Raw genomic sequence first — 23,614 nt, 5'->3', positions numbered from 1 at the left:
TGGGAAATTTATGCGATCGGATACCCTGGATCGTTCGCTTTCCCTTCACCCCGGTTTCTATTTTTGATGACGTTCGAGCAAATAGATTCGTTAGAAACCAGTTTTTTAAATTCGTAGTCGATCTGACACCTCATCAACAGTTGAGGTGTGGAGGAAGAAATTTTTTTATCGGAGGAACTGAAGGCGCGATCGCCTATGGAGAGCGATCGCCAAGAGCGTGTGGGGATTCCCTAAATGAGCTGAGGATGTCACTCCTGTCCTCAGAGGCGGAAACGATCCCCGCTCGATAAAATTCTGAATTTGATTCTGATTGGGGGGTGATATTTTCCAATATTCCCCAGAACAGAGAAATTCATATCACGGCGATCGCCAAAAACGATCTCGCCATTTCTAGGGAGGCGATCGAAGCAGTTAGGAGTTGAGACTCCCGCGAGTTTACAAACTTTCCAAATAACTGAGTAAATCCGCCATGGCTTGGGGACTCGGCTGGAATTGGGGCATCGGTGGGGTTTTGCCGCTTGTGACTTGTTCGATTAAACCGACTCGGGATTTACGTTGCGAAACATCCGTGAGGCTCGGTCCAACTTGGGTTCCTCGGCGACTGCCATGACACCCGGCGCAGTTCATCTGAAAAATGGCATGACCGCGAATGGGATCGCCGGAGAGGGATAAAACGGTTTTGGTATAAGGATCGGAAATTTGAAATTGATAGGCGATCGCGACAGAAATAAGGATTGCCAGGACGATCGTGACGGCGATCGCCCAGACCTTCTGGGAAGAGGAGGTCACTTCAGACTTGGCAACTTGATGATTCAACAGAGTTCTCAGTTGAGAGGAAGGTACAAATAACTTTTGATTTTCTAACATATCTTAAAAGTATTGCTCGGGATAGGCAAGCGCCGGAGTCTCGATTGAGTCGAGGGGGCATCCCGCCACGGCGAGCTTACTTTCAACTTTTTCTCGCTCTGGGTCGCCCAAGCGAGAAGCGCGGATTATGAAAGACTATAAAGAAACGTTAACCAAGAAATGTGAACTTGTTGAGGGGTTGGGGGAGTAATCAGTCCCCCTCAAAAATTTTTGATTGAGCGTTGGGATGCTTCGAGCGGCTCAACATACACTGCCCAAACATGGTAAAATCCTACGACCTGAACGAGCCCGAAATTGCGAAAACCGAGCTAGATCCATACAATTTTTTGTACAATCTGTGCTGTCTATAAATCTTAGGGACTAGGATAGGGCCGATCGCCTAGATGTCAGACCGATAAGTTCGCTTGGAGGTCAACTAGTAGGTTGTTGCCCGAGCTGTATTCTTTGAATCAGCGTGGGTCGTTCACTTTCGTGCCGTTCAACTGTACGTCAGTCATAAGGAGATCGAAACATGGTAGAACCCTTACTTTCCGGTATCGTCCTCGGTTTAATTACGGTGACCCTGGCGGGTTTGTTTTTTGCTGCTTACCAACAGTACAAGCGGGGCAACCAGTTCGACCTCTAGGGGCGATCGCCCGGCGACTGTGTTCGCCCGGCGTCTCCAAAGGAGAAACAAGGATCGCGCTTAAGCAGTAGCATCGTTGGTTTCGAGCCGATAGAAGGTAATGGCACAGTTGCCATAAACTTTCTGTCGGCAAATTTTTAGGTGGGAAACTGTCGCCATGGGGGGACGGTTCGGATCGTGTTCTACGGCGAGTTCTCCGTCGGCGGCGAGCAGGTCGTAGCGGGCGATCGCGTCGAGAACGCCGGAATAGAGTTCGCCGTGATAGGGCGGATCGAAATAAATGCGATCGTATTGACGGGCGCCTAATTTGGGTAATTGTTTGAGAACGTCACCGCGATAAACGTAAAATTGCTGTTCTTCCCGGGCATATTTGGCTAAATTTTCGCGAATAAGCTGGCAGGCGCGCCCGGATTGCTCGATCGCCACGACGGTATCGGCGCCGCGACATAACGCTTCCGCACTCATCGACCCCGCACCCGCACATAAATCCAACCAGTGACAGCCGACGATCGCCCCTTGCCAAATATTAAATAAGGCTTCGCGAACTCGGGCTGCAGTCGGTCGGGTTTGTTGTCCGGGGAGGGTTTTGACGAGACGGTTGCCGTAAATTCTCAAACTCATAGGGGAACCAGTGAAGGGGGCGATCGATCGAAGGGAAAGCTGATGAGGGACGATCGCAGTTCTTCCCCATTTTATGAGGAAGGTTTGACGGCGACGACGCGCAACCGCTTGTAATCGGCGATCCAGGTGCCGTTTTCATACAAGGTGGGGCGAAGCTGATTGTCGATATCGCTCAGGACGCGATCGCGCTGAGTGTCCGATAACTCTCGGAAAAAAGAGTTGGCAAACATGGTAAACCAGTTTCGCATCCCGCGATCGCCCTCCGAAAGCGACGTGGGGCGATCGAACAGTACCGCAAAAGTCACGCACAGTCCGTATTTTTCCAGAATAGAGGTATATTCGCCAATACTGGGAAAATACCAGGGCGAATCGATTTGACTGGCAGATAATCCTTCTTTTTCTAAGGCTAGATATAAAGCTCGCCGCATTTGGGCGATATTGCCTTTACCGCCAAACTCCGCCACGAAACGACCGCCGGGTTTGAGCGATCGCGCAATCCCTGCCGCCACTTTTTCCGGTTGTTTCATCCAGTGCAGCGCCGCGTTAGAAAAAACGGCGTCAAATTCGTTGTCGAAGGGTAAATGTTCGCCATCGACTAAGATAAATTCGAGGGCGGGATAAAGGGCGCGAGCGCGATCGAGCATGGCTGGCGAACTGTCCCCGCCGACTAAGCGCGCCCCACTCGCGGCAATGCGCGCCGTCAGATGTCCGGTTCCACAGCCGAGATCGAAGATGCGATCGTCGAGTTTTGGGTTTAACAAGTTCAACAAGTCGGTGGCATATTCCGAGACAAAGATATGCTTGGCATCGTAAAGCTTTGCATTCCATGCCGGAGCTTGTGGATTGGATAAAAAAGAGTGGGTTCCACCCTGCATGACCGTGGCCTATCTAGATTGAGTTGGGGCGCGATCGCCCGCTCCCCCCGACCGATCGCCGTCGTTCCATTGTGACATGCGAGAGGTATCTGGGGGAAATCGACGGAGTTGGGAGCAGATTGCGGCTTTTACGGAGGCGATCGCGACGATGCTAGCTTGTCGCGGGATCTACTCCGTAAATCCACCAATAGGTAGAGGTCAAAAGCTTTAGGATTTTTTTAGACTCAGAGGCAAGTTATTCGTGTATTTACTCCCTCAGATAATGAAATCTCCTTTAGTTATCCTCGCTTGGTCTGTTCTATTATTAAGTGTCAGTCAGTTGATGTTGGCCTTTGTTAAAACGGTCGAACTAGAAAGATCTCCGGCTATTAGTCAAGAAGCCGCGCAATTTTCCAGGGCGATCGCCGTTCGAGACAATTGAGTTTCGGAGAACTTTTTAGCCCCGAAATCCCCAATCTAAACTCTAAACTCTCAAATCTAAACTCTAAAATTCCAAAAGAATTTCGAGTAAAAAGTCTAACGCTGTCGTCCGTCGTTCTTTAGCAGTACAATCGTCATTTTCGACGGCGTATCCCGCGACCGTAGCAGGCGATCGCCACAACTGTAAATGATCGACGGCAGGATCGGCATAAAAACTGGCGCGTCCGGGACCGAGCAGGGCCGAACTCCAATGGGTAAAGCGATCGTGACTGAGGCGATAAATGGGAAAATTGCCGTAGAGCGGCACTCCCCAACCGTCGAGGGCGATCGCCGCCTTGACCGTTCCACCTAACGCCTGCCATCCCCAAGCGGCGCCAATCGCGCCGACAACCCCCGCACTAAAGGCAATCCAGGCGATCGCGCGATCGTCGTTCCGGGCCGTCTCTCGGTCGAGAAAATGCAAAATATGTAAAGCACTGTACGCCGGATAGTCCCAAGCGGGAAAAACTAGACACTCCAAATGGCGATCGCTCCATCGTTCGTCCCCGGTGAGGTCGTCGAGAAACTGGCGGGTCAGTTGGGGGTCGTGAATTCCCGGACAAATGAGTAGACGCAAAATGTTCGATAAGGGGTGAACGAGGGGGTAAACATCCGAGCTTGAGCGATCGAATGCGAATCAAGAGATTGACCGATTCTGTGCGATCGTAGCTTGTTTTGCCCATTGTCGATTATTTTGGGTAAAGTTTGGCTGCGGCTTCGACCCCTCGACCGCCCGGGGAATCGACGGAGCGGCGATCGTGACGGGCGATCTTACCCTGCAAAATCGTCATTTTTTCAGGGTAAGGTTGCCGTGGTTCGCTGGAAATCTTGCGTTCTACCAATTATCCGACGCCCGGATATTTCCAGACCCCATTAAAATATCTGTTGAGGTCAAGCCAATTGCTCGCCGATGAACGTCGCCCACTTTTCCCCTACTTTAGGGCAGATCCCACGAAGTCGTGCTTGGGTGCACCGCGATCGCCTTTCACCCCACCATCGTATTCGGACAGTATTTTAAGGCTTTAAGAGACAGCAAGATGGCATTAATTTTAATTGTCGAAGATGCAATGTTCAGCCGCAAAATGATCCGTAAGACCTTGCAAAAGCAAGGGTATGAGACCCTAGAAGCCAAGAATGGAAAAGAGGGACTCGAACTCGTGCGCGAAGTCAATCCCGACTGTATTTTATTGGATTTGCTAATGCCGGAAATTGACGGGTGGGAGTTTCTCAAAATCTTGCGTGCGGAAGGCTATAAGACCCCGACGATCGTGATTACTGCGGACATTCAGGAAACTTCGCGCCAGCAATGTTTGGAGTTAGGGGCGCAAGCGGTCTTAAACAAACCCCCTCAAGCGCAGGTGATGCAAGATGCGATCGAAGCTGTTTTAGCGACCCCTTCCGAAGGATAACCGGGCGAGGAGATCGTGTACTCGTGGTGAGGAGGGGAACGATGAGGGTGACAGATTTGAGGGAAGGTCGGATCCCTTGGAGGAAGCGCGCGCCAGAGGCAGGTCACGACAGGACTGGCGAACTGGGGTGGGTATTGTTCTTGTTGGTTTTGGGTGAGTTGGGGGACGAAATCGGGGTGTTTTTTTTGTGTTTTGGGTTGCGTGTTTTCACGAGAGGCGATCGGTAAATTCGCGGACGATCGCGGGGGATTTTCGCTTGTTACAATTGAGATAGATTGACCTTTTTTTGAGGTAAACGATCGAGGAGGCGATCGCCTTTGACACGGAATCCTGTTTTAATTAAAAGTTTTAAATCCACCGAGTTATTGTCCTACTAAGTTTTAGCAGTTATCGGCCAGTCCGGTCTCGAAATTACCAACGGTAAAATCATTGTCTCTTCAATAATTATGACTCCTACAGTGGAACAAATTGATGCCTTACAAGAAATGATTAATATCGGAGTTGGCAGGGCGGCTAGTGTTTTGAATGAAATGCTAGAATCTCATATTTCCTTGCAAGTTCCGTACATTAAAATTTTTTCACCTTCGGAATTAACCGAAGAACTCGAACATCGATTGGGACCGATTCAACTCTCGGCAGTCCGCTTGATGTTTACGGGGTCTTTAAGTGGGAATGCACAGCTCGTGTTTCCGACAGATAGCGCTTCTAAGTTGGTTTCTTTGCTCACCCAAGATGAATTAGATTCTCTCGATTTAGATTCGTTAAAAATTGGAACCCTTAGCGAGGTCGGTAATATTGTCATTAACGGCGTGATGGGGTCGATTAGTAATTTACTCGGCCAGCATTTTAATTATTCGCTGCCGATTTATATCGAAGATACAGTAGACCATCTTTTAACGTGGAGCGAGTTCGATCCCAACTTAGTAATTTTGCTGGCACAAGCGCGCTTTTCCGTAGAAAGTATGCATATTCAAGGAGATATTATTTTGATTTTTACCGTGAGTTCTTTTGATAGTTTGATTGATTCGTTACAACTTCAATATGAATGAATTTATTAATAATGGACGAAGTTGAGAGAGTTGCTCAAGCCTTTTTTATCCTCGATCGCATTCCTTTTGGCAGTTGTATTCTGCGGGAAGATTTAGTCGTCGTCTTTTGGAATTCCCGTTTGGAAGAATGGACTAAAATTCCCAGACATACGATTCTCGGACGCTCGATAGTAGATTTTTTTCCTCATTTAGAAAAACCGAAATATAAAACCCGCCTCAAACCAATTTTTCAAGGGGGACCGCCGACGATTTTTTCCTCGCAACTTCACAAACATATTATTCCGGCGAAGTTACCGAATGGAGACTTGAGAATTCAACATACTACGGTGACTTCCATCCCACGTTTTGAGGGGGATAGTTATTATGCGATTTTGGCGATTCAAGATGTGACCGATTTGACCGAACGCATTCAAGATTACCGCCAGATGCGCGATCGCGCCCTAGAGGAAATCAAAGAACGACAACAGGCGCAAGAAGCTTTATATCAAAAAACGGCGGAATTTGAAGCCATTTTTAAGTCGATTCCCGATGCGGTTGTTTTTGCCAATTTAAGCGGAGAAATGATTTTACTCAATCCCGCTTTTTCCAAGTTATTCGGTTATAGTTCTGAGGAAATGCTCGGCCAACCTATAAGTGTTTTGCAGGCTGATTATAGCAATTCAGAACAAAATTGTTATGGAAAAGGAAAGTACTCACAGGCGAGAGATGGGGCGATCGCCTCGGATCTGGTGCAACCTTATGAAGTCGAATATCAACGCAAAAATCGAGATATTTTTGTCGGGGAAACGATCGATAGTGTGGTTAAAGATGGCGAGGGAAAAACCCTAGGATTGTTGCGGATCGTCCGGGATATTACCGAACGCAAACAAGCAGCAGGGGCGTTAGAATCGGCCAATCAAAAGTTAAAAGATTGGGTGACGGAGTTGGAAAATCGCCATCGCGAAACCCTGATTTTACGAGAAATGAGCGATTTACTGCAAGCCTGTTTGACGGTGGAGGAAGCTTATGCGGTGATCGCGCGATCGGTTCAGTTACTGTTTCCGAATTTGAGTGGGGCTTTATTCATTCTCGACGACTCGAAAAAGTTAGTGGAAGCGGTGGCTCAATGGGGGGATGTAGAGACGACGGAAACGGTTTTTTTGCCTCAAGAATGTTGGGCCTTGCGTCGGGGACGGGAACATTTTGTGTGTGACAATCGCGGCGGATTGCCGTGCAAACACGTACTCAATGACGGACTCGAATACAGTTGTACGCCATTAATGGCTCAAGGGAAGGGGTTAGGTACGCTCTATTTATGTTCGGAAAAAAGCGGTGAATTCACCGCGTCGAAACAGTTATTAACCTTGACGGTGACCGAGCAAATTTCCCTGTCCCTGGCGAATTTGACGTTGCGCGAAACCCTCAAACAGCAGAGTATTCGCGATCCCCTCACGGGATTGTACAACCGCCGCTACTTACAAGAATGCCTCGGGCGCGAAATTCATCGAGCCAGAAACCAAAATGTCGGTGTGGGAGTCATCATGCTCGATGTCGATCGCTTCAAGCAGTTTAACGATAGTTTCGGTCACGAGGCGGGGGATGAAATTTTGAAAAAATTGGCCTCGTTCCTACAGGAAAATAATAGCGAAGCGGATATTGCTTGCCGTTATGGGGGGGAAGAATTTACGGTAATTTTGCCACAAAGTTCTTTGGAGCAAACTCAGGAAAAAGCCCATCTTTTGCGCGAAGGCGTGCGCCTGGTTCAAGTTCGTTACCAACAGCAGTTGCTCGGTCCGCTTACGATTTCGGTGGGGGTGGCCAATTTTCCCGAACACGGACAAAGCGGGGACGCCTTACTGCGGGCGGCGGATACGGCCCTGTACCGGGCGAAGCGGGAGGGGCGCGATCGCACGGTGGTGGCGGAGTAGGGGCATCGCCAAGGGGTTATACGGGGTCTGCCTCCGTGCTAAGCCCTGTTGAAAGTGGTTATAACTTGCATGGATTGGGGTGGCGATCGCTGTTGGCGATCGCGCCGAGGGTGTAGCGCAATCATGGCGGGATAACCATCGACATCGACGATATTTTTTCCCGTTTTTTCACTCGAAAACAACGTTCGCATGAAGGGTGTCAAACAAGAATTGAAGGGATTTTGTCAGTGGGAGTGGCTGTCTCGCTATTTGCCGACGTTGTTGAGCGTCGGTATCGGTTTGGTGCTGTCGGGGGTGGGCTTTGAAGCGATCGCGCGCTGGCAGCGATCGATGCAAATGGCCGATCTCGAAGCCAAAACTCAGAATGTGGCGCGCGCCGTGGAAACTCAAATCGACGCCCATCTGCAGGGGATCTGGTCGATTGGGGACGTGCTCGCCCTCGGGAAGGGGTCGTTTCAACCCCAAGGTTTCGAGACCTTAGCCCGTCATTTTATCGCCCGCCATTCGGGGGTCGAGGCTCTGATGTGGGCGCCCCGGATCGACCGGGAACGGCGCTCGGATTACGAACGGGCGATGGGGGAGCGTTTGGGTCGAGCGGTCACCCTCAGTGAGGGGCGATCGCCCGCGTTTCCGGTCAGCGCGATCGAACCGAGTACCCAACGGGGATTTTCCTTGGGGTTGGACCTCACGACGATCGCCGCCTTCGAGGACGCGATCGCACGATCGGTGCAAAGTCAGCAAGCGGCGGTCAGCTTCGAGCCGACTCCGGGCAACCCCTACGGCAGTTTTGCGGCGATCGTACCGATTTACGACGCGGACGACGAACTGCTCGGTTTGGCGATCGCCCTGTTCGATTCCGGTCGCCTCCTCAAACAAGCCTTTAAAGGAATCCCCCTCGACGAAATCGACGTGGTGTTCTCCGAACCGAGGCGATCGCCCCAAATTCAATGGCTCACCCTCTATCGCAGCGATCTGGAGCAAACCTACGCCGAGCCGGAAATTCAAGGAAAAATTGCCCACCTGATCCGCCGGGACGCCTGCTCGGTTCCGGCGCGATGTCGCTACCCGGTCGTCATCGCCGGACACGAGGCGATCGTCCAACTGCTCCCCAAAACCACCCAAAGCCCTTTCAACGCGCCCCTTTTAGCCTGGATCTTTCTCGGCGCGGGTCTCTCGCTCACGGCGATCGTCGTCGCCTATCTCGCCGAAGTACAAAAACGCTCTGCGCACCTGCAACACCAAATCCAAGACCTCTCTCAAGCCAACTTCGAGCTGACGCGACTCAACCGGATCGGCGACTTACTGCAAGCGTGCGTCACCCTGGAAGAAGCTTACGAGACCATCCCCCGCCTGGTCGAAAAACTGTTTCCCGAGCAAGCGGGATCCCTCTACATTCTCAGCGCTTCCGGTAACGTCCTCGAAGCGGTCAGCTCTTGGGGCGAACCGACGGGTAGCGAACTGGTCTTCGGTCCGGATGAATGTTGGGCGATCCGTTCGGGAAGACCCCATATTTTTGAAAAAAAACATAGCGGTTTGGCGTGCGCTCACTTGCGTCACCCGTTTCCGTCGATGTGCTTGTGCATTCCGATGATGGCTCAGGGAGAAACCTTGGGACTGCTCTATCTCAGTTCTCGCCAACGCAACGGGTTGAGCGAAAGCAAGCAAGAACTCGCCGATAATTTTGCCGAACGTTTGGGTTTGGCTTTGGCCAATTTAAAATTACGGGAAAAGCTCAAAAATCAAAGTATTCGCGACCCCCTGACGGGTTTGTTCAATCGCCGCTATTTAGAAGAATCCCTCGAACGCGAACTCTACCGCGCCACTCGCGAACAACAAGGATTGGGGGTGATCTTGCTCGATATCGACCATTTCAAACAGTTTAACGATACCTTCGGCCACGATGCGGGGGATACGTTACTCAAAGAATTGGCGATGTTTTTGCAAGGTAATATCCGTCAGTCGGATATCGCCTGTCGCTATGGCGGGGAAGAATTTGTCTTGATTGTGCCCGATGCGTCTCTCGATACGATCGTCGATCGCGCCGAGTTGTTGCGTCAGGGGGTGAAACACTTGCACGTTCAATATCACCGCGAGTCTCTCGGGACGATTTCTCTGTCGTTTGGCGTCGCCTGTTTTCCCCAAAACGGGAAATCGGCGTCGGGGTTAATCGAGGCGGCAGATGCGGCGCTCTACGAGGCGAAGGCTCAAGGACGCGATCGCGTGGCGATCGCCTCTTCCGGCTCGACGGATCTGTAGGGAATGCTACCCTAAGAATCACATCCCCCGAGAGGGGATAGCGATCGCCAGCCCGGGAATCGTTCGCACGCCAGGATTATCCCTGCCATTACCATTTTATTTATTGAAAGGTCATGGGAGCTAACCTGTCCCCGGTCTTGGGATCGTTGCGATACTGTTCCCCGTTGAGGATTCTAAAGTGGTTGCTACTCCCGAAACCGTCGAGAACAATAGCCGTAGCCCGCAGGTCGGCGATCGCGTCGCCGTCTTGCTGATGGGATATGGTGAGGTCGAAAGTTACGAAGATTTTGCCAACTATAACGAGCAGGCGCTCAACTTGCTCACCGCCAAATTCGCCCCGGTTCCGACCTGGATTTATCCGCCGTTGGCGAAACTGCTGGCCCTGTTCGATTTTCACGAATGGAACCACCAACACGATAATTTTATTTCTCCCCACAATGCCATTTTCGAGAAACAACGCGAAGGCATTGAAAAGGCGCTCCAACAACGGTGGGGCGATCGTGTTGAAGTCTTTAAAGCCTTTAACTTCTGCGCCCCCTTCCTCCCCGAACAAGTCCTCGCCGAAATTCAACAGCAAGGGTTTCAAAAACTCCTCATCTATCCCCTCCTCGTCGTCGATTCGATTTTCACGAGCGGGATCGCCGTCGAACAGGTCAACAAAGCCCTCGATCGCCTCGCCGACCAAGATTCCGGCCAATCTCCCATTCAGTCGATGCGCTATATCCCCTCGTTCTACAACGAACCGGACTACATCGCCTTGATGGCTCAACTGGTCGAAGAAACGATCGCCGCCGAACTCCGTGGCGACTACCTCCCCTCGGAAATCGGCATCGTCCTGATGAATCACGGCTGTCCTCACAAAGCGAAAGGGTTTACCTCCGGAATCCGCGAAAGTGAGGCCCTCTACGAGTCGGTCCGCGAACAACTCATCTACCGCTATCCCCTCATTTCCGTCGGCTGGCTCAATCACCAAACCCCCTTAATCGAGTGGACCCAACCCAACGCTCACTTAGCCGCCGAAAATTTGATTCAACTCGGGGCGAAGGCGATCGTGTTTATGCCGATTGGCTTTGCTACGGAAAATCACGAAACTTTGCTCGACGTCCATCACATCATTCACGCCCTCGAAGCGCGCCACGATCGCGTCCGCTACGTGCAGATGGCTTGCGTCAACGAACATCCTCAATTCTTACAAATGGCTGCCGAGTGGGCTCACCCGCAAATTGAAGCCCTCCTCGCGGAAACCGAAGTCAGTGCCGTTTCGGCGAGCCACTCTCGGACTCATGCTCGCGGACACACTCACAACCATACTCATTCGCACGCCCATTAATATCTAATGTTTCTTATCGAAAGAAGGGTAGGCATTGCCTACCCTTCTTTTTTTGGCGAACGAACCGATCGCTTCGTGTCCGACGTCCGCAACTGTCCAAGCTTCTAAAGCGATTCCATATCCATTTGCATCGTCATGTCCATTTCTACGGGCATCGCTTCCACTGAATTAGAACTCTTCGATCCGATCTCCATTTGGGTGTTGGAATCGATCGCGATCGAACCGCGCACGGGCATCATTTTATCTAATTGTAAAATCACTCTTCCCCGTCCGTTTCCGGTATAAGATTTGAGGTCAATTTTCGCGTCGGGCGGCATTCCCGGTAACTGTGGAGTTTGGGGATCGGCGTTTTGAGTGACTGCGATATCTAAGGTAATCTGATTGTCTTGTAATTCGACAATTTCATAAGTCGCAATTTGCTCCAACTTCATGCCATTGACCGCCGGAGAATTGACAATTTGCCAGCGTGCTCCCACACCGATCGCCTCCGAAGGTAACGGCGTAGAAATTTCTTCGATCGAACTCATGGTGCGATCGAACAGTTGTTGAGTATTGGGGTCGATATTGCCAGGAAGATCGAAGTTAGCTAGCTTCGTCGCCCCATGTTTGTTAACGAGCATGGTTCCGGTCATTCCCACGATCTTCTGTAGTTCGGAACGGATCGCCTCCACCATCATCGGCGGGGAATTCGCTGCGTCCATGACGTCGGATTCGGTATAAACGAAACTCAGATGAATGTCGCCATTGTCTTCGACGCGATCGACCACTGTTTCCATTTTCATCATCATTCCGGGCATATCCATCGCCGGAATCATGCGTCCGGCGATCGACATATTCATATCCATGTTAGTGACGACAGACAAGATTTCTTTAGAGTTTTCGGCAGGAGAAAAACTCAATTCTTGTCGGGGTTCGATCCCGCGATCGAGCAGTTGAAAGCGGTTGGTATCGGTGGGGCGATCGCCACTTTCTCCAGTTTCTAATTGGGCGGTTTGTAATGGGGCGATCCGGACATCCGCCGAGGCGGTTTGGGGACGATCGATCGAAGCGGCGATCGATCCCGCCAAGAGGACGAGGCTGCAACCGCGCCAAAGTTTTGATTTCATCAATTTCATCAATAATTATCCTGATTTTTACAAGTTGAGGGAATGGGATGCATCCGGTCAATTTCACCTATTTTTTTCGGGTCGATCGCCCCTGCAACCATGGATGCGATCGCGTTTCACCAGGGGATAAGTCGAGGGGAAGTTACAGCACTCGGGCGTCTGATGAGGTACAGTGCCGAATCCCCCTATCCCCCCTTCGCCCCCTATCCCCCCTTCGCCCCCCTTTCAAAGGGGGGTTGGGGGGATGGTTGGGGGGATTTCGGGGGGAACGAGGAAAGTCCCCCTTGTTAAGGGGGATTTAGGGGGATCTAAATATCTTGCCTAGCAGAGGAAAATGCTGTATCCCCTTTAGATTTAAGGTTCGAGGGGAACCACGACCCACATAATCAGGTATAACACCAGTCCGGGTCCGCCCATTAACGCAAACAGGACAAACGCCAACCGGACCACGGTGGGATCGACGCCGAAATATTGCGCCACTCCACTACAGACTCCGGCAATTTGTTGGTTACGTTGGCTGCGATAAAGTCGTTTGTTATTCATCATCGGGATCGAATACTCTCTTGTTCAGGTTAACCAAACTCTCCCACGACATCGGCGATCGCAACACAAATTATAGATTTTCGATCGCCACGGGTTCGATCGCGTCCGCCGGGTCGAACCCGAACACCCGGGCGTAAAAATAAAACTCGCCATCGAGGGCGCGTTTGATATTTTCGCCCCGGCGGAAGCCGTGTTGTTCCCCTTCAAAGGCGACGTAAGCGACGGGTAAGCCTTTACCGCGCAGGACTTCGAGCATGGTTTCGGCTTGATTGGGCGGGACGATTTTATCTTCGAGTCCTTGGAAAAAGATGACCGGACAGGAGAGGCGATCGCAGTGATGAATCGGCGATCGCTGCTCGTACAAGTCCCGGCGATCGGGATACGGACCGATTAATTTATCCAGATAGCGAGACTCGAATTTATGCGTATCTTTCGCTAGGGCTTCCAAATCGCTGACGCCGTAGTGGCTGGCTCCCGCTTTGAAGGTATCTCGAAACGTGAGGGCGCACAATGTGGTATACCCTCCCGCGCTGCCTCCGGAAATCGCCAGACGATCGCCATCGACGAGACCGCGATCGGCCAAATATTTCGCCCCGTTGGCGCAGTCGTCCACGTCGTAAATGCCCCAATGGCCGTGCAGTTGCAAGCGATAATCCCGTCCGTAGCCCGTACTGCCGCGATAGTTGACATCGAGGACCGCAAAACCGCGCGAGGTCCAATATTGAATCCCCAAACTTAGAGTGCTGCTTGCGGAAGCCGTCGGTCCGCCGTGGCTTTTGACCAACAAGGGGGGTAATTCCCCTTCGGGGGCTTCGTAGTCGGGATTTTGCGGCGGGTAGAAGATGCCGTAAGCGGTGGCGCTTTCGGTGGTCGGAAAGGCGATCGGTTTCGGGGTGGACAGGTAGGCGCGATCGAAGTCTAAGGTGGTGGACTGGCGCAGAATTTTGTAGGTTCCGGTGTCTAAATCCAGTTGGACGACTGCGGTGGGTTCGCTGGCGGATCCGCCAATAAACACGGCGCGGTTACCTTGAACTTGTAGGGACGCAATGGAGGTGTAAGGGGTTTGAATTTCTTGCAAGTCGCCAGTTTTGACATTCAAGCGGCCTAAGTGCGATAAGCCTTCGCGGCTGTAACTGCACGCGATCGCCTCCGGGGAAATTAAGCCGTAAGTGGACATCCCGAATACCCAGTGGGGTAAGCCGAATTCTGCGGTTTGCGGGCAGATTGCTCGCACTTGTTGCCCGTCCCAGGTATATAAATTCCACCATCCCGAGCGATCGCCGACGAAATAGAGCTGACCGTCCTCGGACCATTGCGGTTGAAAGATCGACTCGTCATGACCCCCTGCCACCCGTTGGCTGTCGCCGAGGTTGCCGTCGGCGTCGAGGGATGCCACCCACAACTCCGTAGCATCCCACGGCATATCCGGGTGATTCCAACTCAACCAGCACAGTTGCGAACCGTCGGGACTTACCCGGGGAGAGGAATAGAAGTCGTCCCCGGCGACGAGGACTTGGGTGCTACTTCGACCGTCGAGGGAGATCGCGGCGATCGTGTTGACGGGTTCTCCGGCGCTGCTGTGGTCTTCCCGAACTGCGATTAAGCGCTGTCGGGGTCGGTCGTGGTCAAAATCGGCATAGCGGCGACCGTCGTCCGGGGTTATCGCTTCCGGGTCTCCTCCGGGACTCTGGCGATAAAGCCGTTGGTCGCTGAAGTTGACAAAATAGACGGTCTCTTCGGCGACGAGATAGGCGCCGCCTCCATATTCGTGAACGCGAGTGCGGACGTTGAATTCCGGTGGGGTGACGTCTTCGGTTTTGCCGTCGGGACGGCGCCGGGCGATCGCGTAACGTCCGCCTTCGGTCGGTCGCATTTCCAACCAATAGACTGTCTCGCCATCGAGGGCCAGTTGTCCGATGCCGACGGTTCCCGCAATAATAAGATCGGAGGAAATCGGGGATTTCCAACTGCCATAGGCTTGGATTTGCCGTTGGGTCATGCTTTCGGTCTCCTAAAAACTACGAGTAAGGGTGTTCGAGGTTAAAAAAATCTGACATAAAAAAGCTTTCCTCGATTGAAAAATAGCCGTTTGAGGATTTTTTTAAAAGCGGGGAGGGTAAGAATAAATTCCTAGGCTTTTTGTTTGGGCAGTCGTTTGATGTAATCGCGAATGACCTCAGACATGGAAACGCCCCGACGGTCTGCTTCTGCTTGCAATCGTTCTTTTTCTTGGGCTGTCAATCGAATTTGTAAAAGTTCGTCTCTAGCCATTTTATTTTTGTGTTTACAAATAAACTTACAGATTATCCTCAAGTATAGGCTAAGCTTCCCTCGACCTGCAATCGCATCCACGTTCGGGGGCGATCGCCCCGTCCTTTGAGTCTGGAGGTCGCGTCAGGCGATCGCCCACCCCCCCCTACAGCGTTCTGAATCTACCGTTTTCTCTCGATCTCGTGCATCTTTGGTCAAATTCAGTCGATTTACTGTTTAAAATATCGATCGTTCGTACTTGTTAGCTGGATGGACAAAAATCTAAAAGCTTACTCTATTTTTTCCAGACTATTATTTATTTCGTTAACCTTCGGCGATCGCCCCCTTCTACAACCTCACCAATCCGATGATCGAAGCCAGTACCCTCATTAAATTCCTCGTTCCCTTATTTTTAATTTTATCCGGCTTAATTGCTGGATTGATTATTGAAAAACGCCTGATCCAAAAGCTCAAATCGATCCCTCAAGTTCGTGACTACGCCCGCTATCAAACCTTTATCGATTCCCTGCACGGGATTCCCTTCGTCATCTTTTTTACCGCCGGAATTTACACGGCGTTAATCGCCAGTCAACTCAGCCCCGAAATACGCTTATTTTTATCGAGAATTATCCTCACGATTATTTTAGGGGCGCTGACTTTAGTTATTTCTCGGCTTTGTATCGGTTTCGTGCGCGTCTACAGTCAGACCTCCGATAGCGATCTTCCTTTAACGTCGTTATTCGTCAATCTGACCCGATTGGTTATTTTTACCATCGGAAGTTTAATTATTCTGCAATCGATCGGAATCTCGATTACACCTTTACTGACTGCGTTAGGGGTCGGCGGTATTTCGATCGGTTTGGCATTACAAACTACCCTATCTAATCTGTTTTCGGGATTGAATATTATCATGTCTCGCAAAGTCAATCCCGGCGATTATGTCAAGCTGGAAACGGGGGAGGAAGGCTACGTGACTGATGTCACTTGGAGACATACGACTATTCGCGAAATCCCCAATAATTTGATTGTCGTTCCTAACGCCCAGTTAGTTTCGGCAACGTTTAAAAATTATTCGCTTCCCGAACGAGAAATTATCGTCCTCGTCGAAGTTGGAGTGGCTTACGGTAGCGATCTGGAAAACGTCGAAAAAGTGACCCTCTCGGTGGCGGAAGAAGTGATGCGCGAGGTCGTCGGTGGGGTGCCGGAATTTGAACCCTTCCTCCGGTTTCATACCTTCGGTTATTTCAGTATTAATTTTACCGTTTATTTCGGCGCGAAAAAGTATTTCGATCATCTGATTACGCGCCACGAATTTATCAAGCGCCTGCACAAGCGTTATCAGGAAGAAGGGATTGAAATTCCCTTTCCCATCCGTCCCGTTTATCCACAAGATCCAATGTGAAATCTAAAATCTAAAATCTAAAATCTAAAATCTAAAATCTAAAATCTAAAATCTAAACTTCAACCACCCTACGGACTTCTGGGTTCCCAAAAAAAAGTCCCCGAGAGGAGACGAATCGCCGGGGTAAGCGTTCTCAACCATCGCTCAATAACAAGCGGAGACATCTTGGGGGGTGCCAATCTCGGTTGAGTTTAGTCTCACTTCTCAAGGACATTTTTAATCTATCGTTGATGCCAACGATCGCACCTCACCCAATTGGGTGATTCGATCGGGCGATCTCGCCCAGGTCACGCAGCATAAGGGGTTCGACCCCTCACCGATTAACCCTCGGGTAAAAAGACCATTTTGGGGACGAGACGGCGATCGCCTTCAGACTCAGTAATTTCCGCAATTCCAAGAAATTCTCCATCGTCGCGATCGACACATACCGGGGGGGGGCAATTGCCGCTTGCGGGGGGCAGGGGGACGCGCTGACCTTGGCACCAACGGCGGGCGAATTCGGGGGAAAGGGACACTTTAGATAAGTGAGCGAGGGCTTTGTCCGGGGCGATCGGGGTAAATGTGCCACGATCGCACGCGGTTTCCATCTCCTCGAAGGTGACGCTATCCGCGAGGGCAAAACCGCAACTTTGGGTGCGCGTGAGAGCGGCCAGGGTTCCCCCGGTTGCCAAGATCTCCCCTAAATCGCGGGCGATCGCCCGGATGTAGGTTCCCGGGCCGCACTCGATATCGAGGACGGCTTCGGGATAGTCGCCGCCGCGCCACTCGGACAGCGCGATCCGGTAAATCTCGACTTGCCGCGCCGGAACTTCCACCGCTTCCCCGGCGCGGGCGAGTTGATAAAGGCGCTTGCCGTTGACTTGTATCGCACTATAAGCCGGGGGGATTTGTTCGATCGCCCCGACGAAGCGACCCAACACCGCCTCTACCGCGTCTCGGGTTAGGGTCGGAACCGGGTTTTGGCTGATGACTGTTCCTTCGAGGTCGTCGGTGGCGGTGGTCACCCCAAAGCGCACGGTGCCGCGATAGGCTTTCCCCGTGGGGAGGTACGGCAACAAGCGGGTGGCTTTACCGACGGCGATCGGTAAAACTCCCGTGGCGGCAGGGTCTAAGGTGCCGCCATGTCCGACGCGCTTGGTTCGCAACAGGCGCCGAACCCGGGCGACACAATCGTGAGAGGTCATGCCAGTAGGCTTGTTTAAATTGACGAATCCTTGCACGATACCGCGATTCTAACTGCTCTTTGCTATCATACGTCGCCATAGCAGCGCGCGATCGCTTCGCGAGCAATCAGGCGTATCGCCCCTCCAAACCGAGAACGGTGGCGGGTTGATTGCCGTTGGGACTCTTCCCCGGATTGGGGCCACTATTGGCGCCTCAAAAGCGGCGATCGCTCCGAAAACTATACTATAATTCTCAGTGAAATTATAGTATAAATACAAAACAGGGATCTTGCCCATTCCTCATGAGCCAGCCTGACTCGCTCCCGTCAGAAAGCTATCCGTCTAATCCCATTTTTCTAAACCCTCGATGGAGATGGATCGCCTGTCAGGATACGGCATTGCCTTGCCCTGACAGGGATTTGGCGACTTTACCCGGTGGATTTCAGATTCAATTGATTTAGGAGTACTATATATTTTTCTTGTATTAACTTTGCATTATTTTTGCATTAAATAAAAGACGTAACCGAAACTGTCGCCGTAGCGATCGAACACTTCGATTTCCCGTTCGGTCTCGTCGAGAACTTGGAGAAAATTTTCGTCTAAATTGGGTTGGCTTCGCCAGTAGCGCACGCGATCGCGCAACGGGCCGTAATAGGCGTCCCAGGCGGCGCGGTTTAAAACAAAATGGTCGAAAACTTTGTAACCCGCCTGGGCGGCGAGTTCGAGATTGCTGGAAATATCGGTCATTTCGGGATATTCTTGTTCCCAAAAGGCGATCGCCTCCGGCGGTGGCGTCGGATCGAGCCAGGTGACTTCGCTGACGACGGCGAATCCAGTGGGTTTGAGCAGGGAGTACCAGTAGCGCAAGCCTCGCTCGAAGCCGATCGTGTAAATTGCCGCTTCCGACCAGATTAAATCGATACTTTCCGGCGGTTCGTCGAGTTGGCTCATATCTCCGACGCGAGTTTCGATGCGATCGCTCAAATTGGCGTCGGTCGCCGCTTCGCGCAATTGGACTAAAAACTGTTTGTACAAGTCTACCGCCACGATCCGCGTGTCGAGCGCCCGGGCTAAAACGAGGGTGTGTCGTCCCGGACCGCAGCCGAGATCGAAGACGCGGGAGCTACTGGGAAGGGGAGGCAGGCGCCGCAAGGCGTCTAAGGTGGCTTCGTCACTTCCGGGGCCTTCTTGGGGTAAATCGCAGTGCAGTTTGAGTAAGGCGTCTAATTCCATCGATGGGTACGGGTAGGGGTCGGTGCAATCCTATTTTAGAATTTACGGTTGAGATTGGCGATGGAAGGGAAATCGGGGGGGGGCGGACGGCGAAAGGGGCGATCGCTCTCCGGTCAATCGTTTTAAAATAAGGGAGCGACCCTCAAGATCTGCCGTTGAGATCGCGCCGAGTTGTCGGCTTGTCGATCGTGCAGAAATTTCATCAAGTCGATGCATTAAAATCATACTCTGGACCCAATGGTAATTAAAGATACGATGGCACGCAGAAGCGAAATTTAGTCTGGGGGCAATGGCGGCGGGAGTCAGGCGACGCTTTAGAAAATTGAGCGGCGATCGGAGTTTCCAGTAATGTTGATAATTTGATGGTTGAGTGAACAGAGCGAGGGGAAGTCTATCTTTTGGCGATCGTTATGAATCAGAGCGAACAGATCCGTTGCGTGGGTAAAGTTTATTTAGTTGGTGCGGGACCGGGAGACCCCGGTTTGCTCACCCTCAAGGGCAAAACTCTACTGGAATATGCGGATGTGGTGGTTTACGATGCGTTGGTCAGTCCGCAAATTCTGGAGACGATCAACCCGAAGGCGGAGCGGATTGATGCGGGAAAACGTCGGGGTCGTCATTCCCTCAAGCAAGAGGAAACGACGCGGATTTTAATTGAGAAGGCGCGCACTCATGCGGCGGTGGTGCGTCTGAAGGGGGGCGATCCGTTCGTGTTCGGTCGCGGTGGCGAGGAGATGGAAGATTTAATCGCGGCGGGGGTTCCGGTGGAAGTGGTACCCGGCGTGACGGCGGGAATTGCGGCGCCTGCTTATGCGGGGATTCCGTTGACTCACCGTCATTACAGTTCGTCGGTGACGTTCGTGACGGGGCACGAGGCGGCGGGGAAGTACCGACCCGAGGTGAATTGGTCGGCGATCGCCCACGGTTCGGAAACGATCGTGATTTATATGGGGATCCACAATTTACCCTATATTACTCGGGAGTTACAAAAGGCGGGTTTGTCTCCAGAAACGCCGATCGCCCTGATTCGTTGGGGAACTCGTATCGAGCAGGAGGAGTTGATCGGGACGATTGGCTCGATCGTTCGGCAGGTGGAGGAAACGGGGTTTGAGGCCCCGGCGATCGCGGCGATCGGCTCGGTGGTGAAGTTACACGAGATTTTCGGTAACAGTCGTCCCGTGGTGTTTGCTTGAACGGGCGATCGATGTCTGAGTAATCGATGAGTCGTGCGCGAATACGAACAGAGAAAGACCGTTCCGGCGGTCTTTTTTGATGGCGATCGAGGGCTTGCCATCCCCTTCAGGGGATTGGTTCACTTGCAAGATCGAGTGCGATGGGGACTCGAAGATAAAGAAGTTTCAATCCCGTTGCCGGGATTCAGTTAATTGAAAGACAAGAGCGACTGTGGCCGCTCATTGCCAGAGGAATTCGTTTCAATCCCGTTGCCGGGATTCAGTTAATTGAAAGCAACTTTATCAGCGTATGTACTCCGCAAGCAGCGACTCGTTTCAATCCCGTTGCCGGGATTCAGTTAATTGAAAGTTGAGCCGTTGCGAAAGTCGCTGCCTTCGCCCGGTTTCAATCCCGTTGCCGGGATTCAGTTAATTGAAAGTTGTTGTCTAAATGCGCTCGAATTTCATCGTCTGTTGCGTTTCAATCCCGTTGCCGGGATTCAGTTAATTGAAAGTCTCCGAACACCTCTCCGAACACCTGGGAAGAAACCCTAGTTTCAATCCCGTTGCCGGGATTCAGTTAATTGAAAGCCCGAAAAGCTCTAAATAATATCCTGCAAAGAGAAGGTTTCAATCCCGTTGCCGGGATTCAGTTAATTGAAAGCTAATCTTGAAAAATCAAGATTGGTGCATGCCGATTTAGTTTCAATCCCGTTGCCGGGATTCAGTTAATTGAAAGACTCAATCACCTTCAACAACCTCTACAGTAGCTCAGTTTCAATCCCGTTGCCGGGATTCAGTTAATTGAAAGTATTATTAGCCCATACTCTACTATTTACCGATAAGTTTCAATCCCGTTGCCGGGATTCAGTTAATTGAAAGAGGCTTCATTCGTCGGGCAGCTAAAGGGTTACTCATGTTTCAATCCCGTTGCCGGGATTCAGTTAATTGAAAGAAATCAGATATTAGATAGTACCTCAGATATATATAAAGTTTCAATCCCGTTGCCGGGATTCAGTTAATTGAAAGATCCCCGAATCCAGCGAGGATGCCATGATGCGCGTGGTTTCAATCCCGTTGCCGGGATTCAGTTAATTGAAAGTTAGAAAACAAACCATGAATCATTCAGCGACAGATCGGTTTCAATCCCGTTGCCGGGATTCAGTTAATTGAAAGTCATGGATGCCGATATCGTTCATTTGAGGTTCGTTTCAATCCCGTTGCCGGGATTCAGTTAATTGAAAGAAATCGAGCGGCGGCAATTTTGACAGTTAGTCTGGTTTCAATCCCGTTGCCGGGATTCAGTTAATTGAAAGCAGCTTCGAGCTGCTGCGCATGCTCAGGCCAAATTGGTTTCAATCCCGTTGCCGGGATTCAGTTAATTGAAAGCGAACGATCAAGGAGATGTCGGAAATCGATCGGGGTTTCAATCCCGTTGCCGGGATTCAGTTAATTGAAAGAGCGGAGATAATCTCACTTCAAAGCAGAAAAGTGCTAGTTTCAATCCCGTTGCCGGGATTCAGTTAATTGAAAGAACGCAGAAAGCGAAAAAATTGGTCTAGATACGAGTAGTTTCAATCCCGTTGCCGGGATTCAGTTAATTGAAAGTCTAAAATGCTTTCGTTCGCCTCTTTCTCACTTAGGTTTCAATCCCGTTGCCGGGATTCAGTTAATTGAAAGCCGGCAATATGTATGCGCCCAGGTAGGATACCGCTTGGGTTTCAATCCCGTTGCCGGGATTCAGTTAATTGAAAGTCTCCCTCGATCTCGATCGCCCCCCCTTCGATAAAGTTTCAATCCCGTTGCCGGGATTCAGTTAATTGAAAGTCGGAGTTGAGTTTCTTCTCGAAGTTATTGTTGAGGTAGGTTTCAATCCCGTTGCCGGGATTCAGTTAATTGAAAGAGGAAATCATGAAATCCCAAAGCTTTCCATCAGAAGTTTCAATCCCGTTGCCGGGATTCAGTTAATTGAAAGAAAGTATCCTTTACCATTCTATACTAGAGCTGTAATGTTTCAATCCCGTTGCCGGGATTCAGTTAATTGAAAGGTCAGTCCGGTAGTGAAAGCGATGGGGTGAATAGTTTCAATCCCGTTGCCGGGATTCAGTTAATTGAAAGCCGGGAGACGATTGCGCACCTTGTCGCCGATGTGCATAGTGTTTCAATCCCGTTGCCGGGATTCAGTTAATTGAAAGACCGGGTGCTGAAACGTACACCCAGAGCGCTTCGTTGAGCCGTTTTTGGCGGGAGTCTACTCAAACCCCCGTTTCAGCCGTTGGCCTTCGGCCAACCGAGGCACTCAAAAACTCGTAAACTATTGATTTGTAAAGGTTCTAGACTTTTGGCGGGACCCCCGGGGAAATCGACCCCGCTTTCCCCCGCCAGAAATTGGCTTAGTTGACATCATACGATCGCCCGTCACTCCTGTCTACCCCCTCAGAAAAATTTTTCCGATCGCCCCTCCACCCACCTTAACCCATCCGATCGCCTAAAACCGATAACTCAACACCTTCACTCTCGTCCCCGTTTCCGGCAAACTTTCCCGAGTCAGTTGCAGCGTATCGCCTCCAGCGCGATCGACGATCGCCGGATCCACCAAACTCAAAAACCGATCCACCTCTACCAACTCGCACCCTTGCCCCGCCGCTTCCGTTAGATAATGAGTCGGAATCACCAAACGCGGATTGAGTCGATCCATCGTCGCCTTCGCCGCCTCCGGACCGTAAGCTTTCGGACCGCCACCGACGGGAAGCAACAACAGGTCCGGACGACCGATCAAAATTTGCTGCTCCATCGTAATCGGCGCCGCCGCCCCGCCCAAATGGACGATCCGAAGCCCCGCCTGGGACCACACCCAAACTACATTAATCCCAAAACGGCGACCGCCTTCGAGGTCGTGATCCGTGCGAATCCCCTGAATCGACTCACTCCCGAGTTGATAAGCTCCCGGTTCGTAAAGCAACCTCGGACTCCCCGGCAGCCCGTCCGTGGCGCCCTCGTCGAGCAAGCGCGAACTAATCAGCACCAAATCCGCCCCCACCTTCGGCGGGCGATACCCGGCGGTACAACCGAGGTTGCGAAAAGGATTGACTAAAACGCGCCGCCCTCCACCGCTAAACAAAAACGCCGTATGCCCCAACCACTGTACGGTTAAAGCATTGCTCGCCGGGGTCGGACTCGGCGACGGACTCGTACTCTGCGCCCGTCCCGGCTGTCCCATGGAGGGCCACCCCGTGCCTACTGCACTCAAGACTCCGAGACTGGCATATTTCAATAACTGTCGGCGATTCACGATCGTTCCCAAAAAATTCGACATCCGTATCACTCGATCTGCCCCCGGTCGAACC

The 23,614-nt window shown here is 51.5% G+C and carries 21 protein-coding genes and 1 CRISPR repeat array; of the genes, 9 read left to right on the top strand and 12 right to left on the bottom strand.

Going from position 1 to position 23,614, the window contains the following annotated elements:
• Window positions 1–435: 435 nt before the first annotated feature.
• Window positions 436–816 carry a c-type cytochrome gene (locus HCG48_RS08685; RefSeq protein ID WP_168568800.1) on the bottom strand — a complete coding sequence of 127 codons (381 nt, stop codon included), beginning with the start codon at window positions 814–816 and terminating at the stop codon, window positions 436–438.
• 562 nt (window positions 817–1,378) lie between these two features.
• Between HCG48_RS08685 and petG the strand changes: the two genes are divergently transcribed.
• Window positions 1,379–1,492, top strand: coding sequence for a cytochrome b6-f complex subunit V (gene petG / locus HCG48_RS08680; protein WP_168568799.1), 114 nt, complete (start codon window positions 1,379–1,381; stop codon window positions 1,490–1,492).
• Between the two features lie 60 nt (window positions 1,493–1,552).
• Here petG and rsmD read toward each other — a convergent pair whose 3' ends face one another.
• On the bottom strand, window positions 1,553–2,113 hold the full coding sequence (gene rsmD / locus HCG48_RS08675) for a 16S rRNA (guanine(966)-N(2))-methyltransferase RsmD (protein WP_168568798.1): 561 nt from the start codon (window positions 2,111–2,113) through the stop codon (window positions 1,553–1,555).
• Window positions 2,114–2,184: 71 nt separating this feature from the next.
• The gene (locus tag HCG48_RS08670) at window positions 2,185–2,988 is read right to left on the bottom strand and encodes a class I SAM-dependent methyltransferase (protein ID WP_168568797.1); all 804 of its coding nucleotides are present in this window, start codon (window positions 2,986–2,988) and stop codon (window positions 2,185–2,187) included.
• 262 nt (window positions 2,989–3,250) lie between these two features.
• On the opposite strand from HCG48_RS08670, the gene HCG48_RS08665 reads away from it, so the two are divergent.
• Window positions 3,251–3,409 (top strand): hypothetical protein, encoded by a 159-nt coding sequence (locus tag HCG48_RS08665; protein ID WP_168568796.1) that lies wholly within the window; start codon window positions 3,251–3,253, stop codon window positions 3,407–3,409.
• Between the two features lie 63 nt (window positions 3,410–3,472).
• Here the strand turns inward: HCG48_RS08665 and HCG48_RS08660 are convergent, their stop codons facing one another.
• Window positions 3,473–4,024 (bottom strand): hypothetical protein, encoded by a 552-nt coding sequence (locus HCG48_RS08660; RefSeq protein WP_168568795.1) that lies wholly within the window; start codon window positions 4,022–4,024, stop codon window positions 3,473–3,475.
• A 382-nt stretch (window positions 4,025–4,406) separates the two neighbouring features.
• On the opposite strand from HCG48_RS08660, the gene HCG48_RS08655 reads away from it, so the two are divergent.
• The 3 genes from HCG48_RS08655 (at window position 4,407) to HCG48_RS08645 (ending at window position 7,812) form a co-directional block, all read left to right on the top strand.
• Window positions 4,407–4,856 (top strand): response regulator transcription factor, encoded by a 450-nt coding sequence (locus HCG48_RS08655; RefSeq protein ID WP_320415779.1) that lies wholly within the window; start codon window positions 4,407–4,409, stop codon window positions 4,854–4,856.
• A gap of 446 nt (window positions 4,857–5,302) precedes the next feature.
• Entirely contained in the window at window positions 5,303–5,905 is a 603-nt protein-coding gene (locus HCG48_RS08650) for a chemotaxis protein CheC (RefSeq protein WP_168568794.1), read from the top strand.
• Window positions 5,902–7,812 carry a sensor domain-containing diguanylate cyclase gene (locus HCG48_RS08645; protein WP_168568793.1) on the top strand — a complete coding sequence of 637 codons (1,911 nt, stop codon included), beginning with the start codon at window positions 5,902–5,904 and terminating at the stop codon, window positions 7,810–7,812. The genes HCG48_RS08650 and HCG48_RS08645 overlap by 4 nt, the downstream gene beginning before the upstream one ends.
• A gap of 38 nt (window positions 7,813–7,850) precedes the next feature.
• Here the strand turns inward: HCG48_RS08645 and HCG48_RS08640 are convergent, their stop codons facing one another.
• Window positions 7,851–8,003, bottom strand: a complete 153-nt coding sequence (locus tag HCG48_RS08640) for a hypothetical protein (RefSeq protein ID WP_168568792.1) — start codon at window positions 8,001–8,003, stop codon at window positions 7,851–7,853.
• Here HCG48_RS08640 and HCG48_RS08635 point away from each other — a divergent pair.
• Together HCG48_RS08635 and HCG48_RS08630 are read left to right on the top strand one after the other, a co-directional pair.
• Complete coding sequence (locus HCG48_RS08635; protein WP_168568791.1) at window positions 8,002–10,068, top strand: diguanylate cyclase; 2,067 nt, start codon at window positions 8,002–8,004, stop codon at window positions 10,066–10,068. The genes HCG48_RS08640 and HCG48_RS08635 overlap by 2 nt on opposite strands.
• 178 nt (window positions 10,069–10,246) lie before the next feature.
• On the top strand, window positions 10,247–11,398 hold the full coding sequence (locus HCG48_RS08630; RefSeq protein WP_246259986.1) for a ferrochelatase: 1,152 nt from the start codon (window positions 10,247–10,249) through the stop codon (window positions 11,396–11,398).
• 104 nt (window positions 11,399–11,502) lie between these two features.
• Here the strand turns inward: HCG48_RS08630 and HCG48_RS08625 are convergent, their stop codons facing one another.
• The 4 genes from HCG48_RS08625 to HCG48_RS08610 all read right to left on the bottom strand — a co-directional run bounded on the left by HCG48_RS08625 (window position 11,503) and on the right by HCG48_RS08610 (window position 15,318).
• Window positions 11,503–12,513 (bottom strand): hypothetical protein, encoded by a 1,011-nt coding sequence (locus HCG48_RS08625; RefSeq protein ID WP_168568790.1) that lies wholly within the window; start codon window positions 12,511–12,513, stop codon window positions 11,503–11,505.
• Window positions 12,514–12,858: 345 nt separating this feature from the next.
• Window positions 12,859–13,050, bottom strand: coding sequence for a PspC domain-containing protein (locus tag HCG48_RS08620; protein WP_246259984.1), 192 nt, complete (start codon window positions 13,048–13,050; stop codon window positions 12,859–12,861).
• A 67-nt stretch (window positions 13,051–13,117) separates the two neighbouring features.
• Entirely contained in the window at window positions 13,118–15,046 is a 1,929-nt protein-coding gene (locus tag HCG48_RS08615; RefSeq protein ID WP_168568789.1) for a dipeptidyl-peptidase 5, read from the bottom strand.
• Between the two features lie 131 nt (window positions 15,047–15,177).
• A complete protein-coding gene (locus tag HCG48_RS08610; protein ID WP_168568788.1) occupies window positions 15,178–15,318 on the bottom strand; it encodes a ribbon-helix-helix protein, CopG family in 141 nt (46 codons plus the stop codon).
• Window positions 15,319–15,664: 346 nt separating this feature from the next.
• Between HCG48_RS08610 and HCG48_RS08605 the strand changes: the two genes are divergently transcribed.
• Window positions 15,665–16,699 carry a mechanosensitive ion channel family protein gene (locus HCG48_RS08605; protein ID WP_168568787.1) on the top strand — a complete coding sequence of 345 codons (1,035 nt, stop codon included), beginning with the start codon at window positions 15,665–15,667 and terminating at the stop codon, window positions 16,697–16,699.
• Between the two features lie 320 nt (window positions 16,700–17,019).
• Here HCG48_RS08605 and truB read toward each other — a convergent pair whose 3' ends face one another.
• Window positions 17,020–17,919: a tRNA pseudouridine(55) synthase TruB gene (gene truB / locus HCG48_RS08600; RefSeq protein WP_168568786.1), complete on the bottom strand. Its 900-nt coding sequence runs from the start codon at window positions 17,917–17,919 to the stop codon at window positions 17,020–17,022.
• A 438-nt stretch (window positions 17,920–18,357) separates the two neighbouring features.
• Window positions 18,358–19,095: an SAM-dependent methyltransferase gene (locus tag HCG48_RS08595; RefSeq protein WP_168568785.1), complete on the bottom strand. Its 738-nt coding sequence runs from the start codon at window positions 19,093–19,095 to the stop codon at window positions 18,358–18,360.
• A gap of 410 nt (window positions 19,096–19,505) precedes the next feature.
• Here HCG48_RS08595 and cobA point away from each other — a divergent pair, with 410 nt between their 5' ends.
• On the top strand, window positions 19,506–20,288 hold the full coding sequence (gene cobA / locus HCG48_RS08590; RefSeq protein ID WP_168568784.1) for a uroporphyrinogen-III C-methyltransferase: 783 nt from the start codon (window positions 19,506–19,508) through the stop codon (window positions 20,286–20,288).
• Between the two features lie 162 nt (window positions 20,289–20,450).
• Window positions 20,451–22,462: a CRISPR direct-repeat array (repeat unit 37 nt; unit sequence GTTTCAATCCCGTTGCCGGGATTCAGTTAATTGAAAG).
• Window positions 22,463–22,755: 293 nt separating this feature from the next.
• Here the strand turns inward: cobA and HCG48_RS08585 are convergent.
• Window positions 22,756–23,559, bottom strand: coding sequence for an MBL fold metallo-hydrolase (locus HCG48_RS08585; protein WP_168571810.1), 804 nt, complete (start codon window positions 23,557–23,559; stop codon window positions 22,756–22,758).
• Window positions 23,560–23,614 lie beyond the last annotated feature (55 nt).

Source organism: Oxynema aestuarii AP17 (genome assembly GCF_012295525.1).
In the GTDB taxonomy this organism is placed as follows: Bacteria; Cyanobacteriota; Cyanobacteriia; order Cyanobacteriales; family Laspinemataceae; genus Oxynema; species Oxynema aestuarii.
Note: the sequence above shows the minus strand (reverse complement) of the source record. Positions and strands in the feature narration are given on the sequence as shown.

Bases quoted from the DNA above. Each gene is read 5' to 3' on its own strand.
- petG (WP_168568799.1), top strand. From the start codon at position 1,379: ATGGTAGAACCCTTACTTTCCGGTATCGTCCTCGGTTTAATTACGGTG.
- rsmD (WP_168568798.1), bottom strand. From the start codon at position 2,113: ATGAGTTTGAGAATTTACGGCAACCGTCTCGTCAAAACCCTCCCCGGA.
- HCG48_RS08670 (WP_168568797.1), bottom strand. From the start codon at position 2,988: ATGCAGGGTGGAACCCACTCTTTTTTATCCAATCCACAAGCTCCGGCA.
- HCG48_RS08665 (WP_168568796.1), top strand. From the start codon at position 3,251: ATGAAATCTCCTTTAGTTATCCTCGCTTGGTCTGTTCTATTATTAAGT.
- HCG48_RS08650 (WP_168568794.1), top strand. From the start codon at position 5,303: ATGACTCCTACAGTGGAACAAATTGATGCCTTACAAGAAATGATTAAT.
- HCG48_RS08645 (WP_168568793.1), top strand. From the start codon at position 5,902: ATGAATTTATTAATAATGGACGAAGTTGAGAGAGTTGCTCAAGCCTTT.
- HCG48_RS08635 (WP_168568791.1), top strand. From the start codon at position 8,002: ATGAAGGGTGTCAAACAAGAATTGAAGGGATTTTGTCAGTGGGAGTGG.
- HCG48_RS08640 (WP_168568792.1), bottom strand. From the start codon at position 8,003: ATGCGAACGTTGTTTTCGAGTGAAAAAACGGGAAAAAATATCGTCGAT.
- HCG48_RS08625 (WP_168568790.1), bottom strand. From the start codon at position 12,513: ATGAAATTGATGAAATCAAAACTTTGGCGCGGTTGCAGCCTCGTCCTC.
- HCG48_RS08620 (WP_246259984.1), bottom strand. From the start codon at position 13,050: ATGATGAATAACAAACGACTTTATCGCAGCCAACGTAACCAACAAATT.
- HCG48_RS08615 (WP_168568789.1), bottom strand. From the start codon at position 15,046: ATGACCCAACGGCAAATCCAAGCCTATGGCAGTTGGAAATCCCCGATT.
- HCG48_RS08610 (WP_168568788.1), bottom strand. From the start codon at position 15,318: ATGGCTAGAGACGAACTTTTACAAATTCGATTGACAGCCCAAGAAAAA.
- HCG48_RS08605 (WP_168568787.1), top strand. From the start codon at position 15,665: ATGATCGAAGCCAGTACCCTCATTAAATTCCTCGTTCCCTTATTTTTA.
- HCG48_RS08595 (WP_168568785.1), bottom strand. From the start codon at position 19,095: ATGGAATTAGACGCCTTACTCAAACTGCACTGCGATTTACCCCAAGAA.
- cobA (WP_168568784.1), top strand. From the start codon at position 19,506: ATGAATCAGAGCGAACAGATCCGTTGCGTGGGTAAAGTTTATTTAGTT.